Origin of the sequence: Roseibium sp., from assembly GCF_025698965.1 — a bacterium.
Taxonomy (GTDB): domain Bacteria; phylum Pseudomonadota; class Alphaproteobacteria; order Rhizobiales; family Stappiaceae; genus Roseibium.
The window spans coordinates 1-4,800 of record NZ_JAILWL010000484.1 but is presented as its reverse complement, the minus strand read 5'-3'; the positions used below and the strand labels follow the sequence as shown (position 1 = coordinate 4,800).

The 4,800-nt window shown below is 56.9% G+C and carries 4 protein-coding genes and 1 pseudogene; 4 read left to right on the top strand and 1 reads right to left on the bottom strand.

Annotated features, from left to right (window positions below; genetic code table 11):
- Positions 1-173: 173 nt before the first annotated feature.
- Complete coding sequence (locus K5905_RS27595) at positions 174-872, bottom strand: GntR family transcriptional regulator (protein WP_297590324.1); 699 nt, start codon at positions 870-872, stop codon at positions 174-176.
- Between the two features lie 165 nt (positions 873-1,037).
- Between K5905_RS27595 and K5905_RS27590 the strand changes: the two genes are divergently transcribed.
- The 4 genes and pseudogenes from K5905_RS27590 to dctP all read left to right on the top strand — a co-directional run.
- Complete coding sequence (locus tag K5905_RS27590) at positions 1,038-2,693, top strand: thiamine pyrophosphate-binding protein (protein WP_297590321.1); 1,656 nt, start codon at positions 1,038-1,040, stop codon at positions 2,691-2,693.
- Between the two features lie 4 nt (positions 2,694-2,697).
- Complete coding sequence (locus K5905_RS27585) at positions 2,698-3,192, top strand: FAD-dependent oxidoreductase (protein WP_297590319.1); 495 nt, start codon at positions 2,698-2,700, stop codon at positions 3,190-3,192.
- Positions 3,193-3,207: 15 nt separating this feature from the next.
- Positions 3,208-3,951: pseudogene (locus K5905_RS27580) on the top strand (NAD(P)/FAD-dependent oxidoreductase); the annotation flags it as partial.
- A 191-nt stretch (positions 3,952-4,142) separates the two neighbouring features.
- On the top strand, positions 4,143-4,800 hold a 658-nt coding region (gene dctP, locus K5905_RS27575), incomplete at its 3' end, for a TRAP transporter substrate-binding protein DctP (RefSeq protein ID WP_297590317.1).

Below are 4,800 nucleotides of genomic sequence, written 5' to 3'. Positions count from 1 at the left end.
GTTTTCAATCTACAGCTACCTGCTCTGGTTTCATCAGAGCCTGGAACCGTCCCGGTTCCGCGCCGGATTGGACGACCCGCGCTGGGGCTGACGCCGTTCAATGTCGTCGCATGCACGGCGGGGCTCCGTTAATCATCTTGGCCTTTCCTTGCTGCAGCAAAGAGGTCGGTCTGTCAGCTCGGAACATAGAGTTGTGAATAGGCGAGGCGGACCAATTCAACCGTTTCCTCGCTGCGCCGCTCGATGTGGCTTCGCAAAGCATTGACCGCGGCATCGGTGTTCCGTTCCCTGATGGCATTGACGATCCTGCGATGTGCCGGCAGCACGTAAGCGTCTTCCTTCACCTTGTTTTCCAGTTGATCGCGGATCTGCCGAAAGTTGATCAGGCGCACATAACGGATGCGTTCGTTCAGATTGCTCAAGAGCCTGATCAATTCACCATTGCCCGAGAGCGACGCCAGACGCAGGTGGAATTCTTCGTCCATATGCAACAGCTCGGTGAGATCGGTGCATTCGAAATAGATCTGTTCGAACTCATCCAGATAATCGCAAAGGTCCGCAATGTCCTTGTCGGAGGCATTTTCAATACCGCGGATAACGCCTTCGGTCTCGATGGCGCACCTGGCCTGATAAAGTTCCAGGATCTTGTCCGGCTCCAGGGAGCGGCAAAAAAACCCCTGACCCTTCGCCAAGGTCAAAAAACCTTCAGCAACAAGGCGGTTCAACGCCTCACGCAGCGGTGTGCGACTGGCGCCGAGCTTCGTGGTCAACGCGGATTCATTGATACGCTCCCCCGGTTTGAAATCGAAGTTGATCGCCATATCGCGCAGGGTTTCGTACACGCGATCCACGCTGCTGAGACGTTTCGTCATTGCTGTCCTTCAGTGCACATTCAATCGGCCACTCCCCCTGATAGAGCAAAAAAAAGACTTTGTGAACGTTTGCGTCTTCACATTTGCCTACAGAGCTGTATACAATGTTGAGTGCAGAGTTAATTCAATGGTCGTCACCGATCGGCGACAAGCTTGGGGGATACCTTGCGAAACACGATGAATGGCGCCGAGGCAATGGTGCGCTCGCTGGAAGCGCATGGTGTGCGGCATATATTTGGGCTTTGCGGGGATACGACGCTGCCGTTCTATGACGCGATGCATAATCTCGACCACAACATCACGCATGTGTTGACGAGGGACGAGCGCAGCGCAACTTACATGGCGGATGCCTATTCCCGCGTAACCGGACGCGTCGGGGTCTGTGAAGGGCCCTCCGGCGGCGGCGCTACTTACATTCTGCCCGGGCTGATCGAGGCGAACGAAAGCTCGTATGCGGTCCTCTCCATCACTACCGACATTTCGGTCGCCTCCTATGGCAAGTACCCGCTGACCGAGGTTGATCAGGAAGCCCTGATGCGGCCGCTGACAAAATTCAACACTGTCATCAAGCGCGCGGATCATATTCCGCGCATGGTCCGCCAGGCGTTCCGGGCGATGACCACCGGCCGCTCCGGTTCGTCGCATCTGGGCCTTCCTTACGACATTCAGTATGACGATGTGCCTGCGGATGACATCTGGGGTGATCCGAAGCACCAGACCTATCCTGCCTATCGGGCAGCACCTGAGCCGGGCGTCATCGAGGCTGCCCTGGAGGCAATCCTGACGGCCAAAACGCCGCTGATTGTCTGCGGTGGCGGCGTGGTGATTGCGGGTGCGATGGATGAATTGGAAAAGCTGGCAAGCCGACTGGATCTGGCCGTCGCCACGTCGATTTCAGGCAAGGGTTCTCTGGCGGACACTCATCCGCTGTCTCTTGGCGTTGTCGGTTCCAACGGCGGCACTGACGAAACCTGGGAGATGATGGAAGAAGCCGACCTAGTGATCTTCATGGGCTGCCGGGCAGGTTCGACAACCACGTCGCGCTGGGAAGCTCCGAAGCCGGGACAGCGTATCGTGCATTTCGACAATGACCCGATGACCATTGGAGCCAATTACCCGACCGAAGTCGGGGTTGTCGCCGATCTTAAACTCGCACTCGCCGAAGCGAACGCTTATCTGGACGCGCGTGATGGCGAGGTGCCTGCCTTCGGTGGAGCTGTAAAAGTTGCGGACATCAAGGAACGCAAATTTGCCAGGTTCAGGGAGCTGGCAAAAAGCGATGCCGAGCTGATCATTCCTGATGATGCGATTGTTGTGTCAGATCCGGGAACCAGCTGCCCTTACTACAACGCCTATTCGCAACAGAAGCATCCAGGCAGACAGTATATTACCAACCGCGCACATGGCGCTTTGGGCTATTCCCTGTCAGCCGCGCTGGGCGCCTGGTTCGGCCGTCCGGACAGCAAAGTTGTTGCAATGATGGGTGACGGTTCCTTTGCTTTTGCTTGTGGGGAGCTGGAAACCGTCGTGCGAAGCAATGCGCCGATCACTTATATCGTCTTCTCGAATTCCAATTTCGGTTGGATCAAGGCGAGTCAGTATGCCGATTGCGACAAGCGATATTACAATGTCGATTTCAACCGGACCAATCAGGCCGCGGTCGCCGCAGCATTCGGACTGAAATCGTGGCGGGTGGAGAAACTGGAAGACCTGGACAGGGTCATGAAGGAAGCCTTCGCCCATGAAGGTCCAACGCTGATTGACGTGATCTGTCAACCACTCGAAGAGGCGGCCGCTCCTGTGCGGCGCTGGATGGGGTAGCGTCATGAGCGGTGTTCCCCCCACTCATGTCATTGTTGTCGGGGCCGGCATTGTCGGGGTGTCCACTGCCATCTGGCTATGCCGTGCAGGCATCAAGGTCACCATTGTCGATCGGGCGGAACCTGGAACCTCGGTGTCCACGTCCTATGGCAATGCCGGGGTACTGGCATCCTGCTCGGTGGCACCGGTTACCGCGCCGGGAATGATCCATAAAAGCCCCAAAATGCTGTTGGATCCGAATTTCCCGCTATTCCTGCGCTGGTCCTATCTGCCGAAACTGACACCGTGGCTACTGAAATATCTGTCGCATGCCAATGACAAGGACACGCGCCGGATCTCGCAGGGCCTGGCTCCGATCACCTTTGACAGCACGGACCAGCACAGCGCTTTGGTCAGGGGAACAGATGCTGAAGCGTGGATGGTCAGTTCAGACTACAGTTTTGTCTATCCCTCCCGGGCCGTCTTTGAAGCGGATCACTACACCTGGATGCTGCGGTGAAAGGCAGGATTCGAACCTGAGTTGCTGGAAGGTGGAGCGGTCAGGGAATTCGAACCAAACCTGTCACCAGACCTTGGTTTTCTGGCCGTCATGCATGACCACGGATATATCCGCGATCCCGGAAGATATGTAGCCGCTCTTGCCGTGGAAGCGAAGAAACTGGGAGCGAAAGTGCTTAAGGCGGAGGTCAGGGACTTCACTTTGACCGACCGGAAGGTCTCGGGGGTCAGTACGAGCGAGGGCGAACTGAGTTGCGACCAAGTGGTTCTGGCAACCGGTGTCTGGTCCGGAGCGTTGGCGCGAAAACTGGGATTGTCGGTGCCGCTTGAAACGGAGCGGGGCTATCACATCCAGTTTCGGTCGCCGGAAGGCGGCCCCGGTACTCCGTTGATGGTGACCAGTGGCAAATTTGTCGGCACGCCCATGGAGGATGGGTTGCGCTGTGCAGGTGTTGTCGAATTCGGCGGTCTGGAAGCACCCGCCTCCAAGGCACCACTGGACCTATTGCGGCGCAAGGTACTCGAGAGTTTCCCGAACCTGACATTTGAAGAGGAAAAAAGCTGGCTGGGCCATCGTCCTGCACCCTCCGACAGTTTGCCCCTGATCGGGGAAATTGGTGGATCGGGTGTGTTTGCAGGGTTTGGTCACCATCATATCGGCCTGACGGCCGGTCCAAAGACAGGTCGTATTCTGGCCGGATTGATTTCCGGCAAGCGACAGAATGTCGATCTGTCGGCCTATGACCCGATGCGGTTCTAGGCTGACAAAACCAGAGCGGTTTGCCTCACGTTGATCCGGGGCAATCTGGAATAAAAAGAGGTGGAGTAGCATGACCAACACAGTGAAAGTTCTTTTGGCGGGCGTCGCCGTTTCTGCATTGACCGCAGCATCCGCAACAGCGGAAACCTGGGATATGCCGATCCGCCACTGGCGAAAAATTCGCTGAATGCGTGAATATCGGCACCGCTGGTGCTCTTGAAATCAAGACCCATCCGGGCGGTTCGCTCTATTCAGGTTCGGAAATCAAGCGTGCGATACAGACCGGCCAGGTGCCGATCGGCGAACGTCTGCTCTCCGGTCATCAGAATGAAAACCCGATCTTCGGTTTCGATTCTGTGCCGTTCCTGGCAACGTCCTTCGAGGATTCCGAAAAACTCTGGGAAGTCGCCAAGGAACCTCTGACCAAGATCCTGGAAGAGCAGAACCTGCACCTGCTCTATTCCGTGCCGTGGCCGGCACAGGGGCTCTATTTCGATCGCGAAGTGAATTCTCTGGAAGACGTCAAGGGCCTGAAGTTCCGGACCTATAACACCGCCAGTGCCCGTATGGCTGAACTGGCCGGGATGCAGCCGGTGCAGATCGAAGCAGCCGAAATCAGCCAGGCCTTCGCCACCGGTGTCGCACAGGGCATGGTGTCGTCCGGATCCACCGGTTACGACCGGAAGATCTGGGAAAGCCTGACGCACTATTATTCCGCTGACGCCTGGTTGCCGCGCAACTACGTGATGGTGAACATGGACAGCTGGAACAGCCTGGATGATGCAACCAAGAACGTCATCAACGGCTGCGCTGAGCTTGCGGAATACGCCGGCGACTGGCGCTCCATCC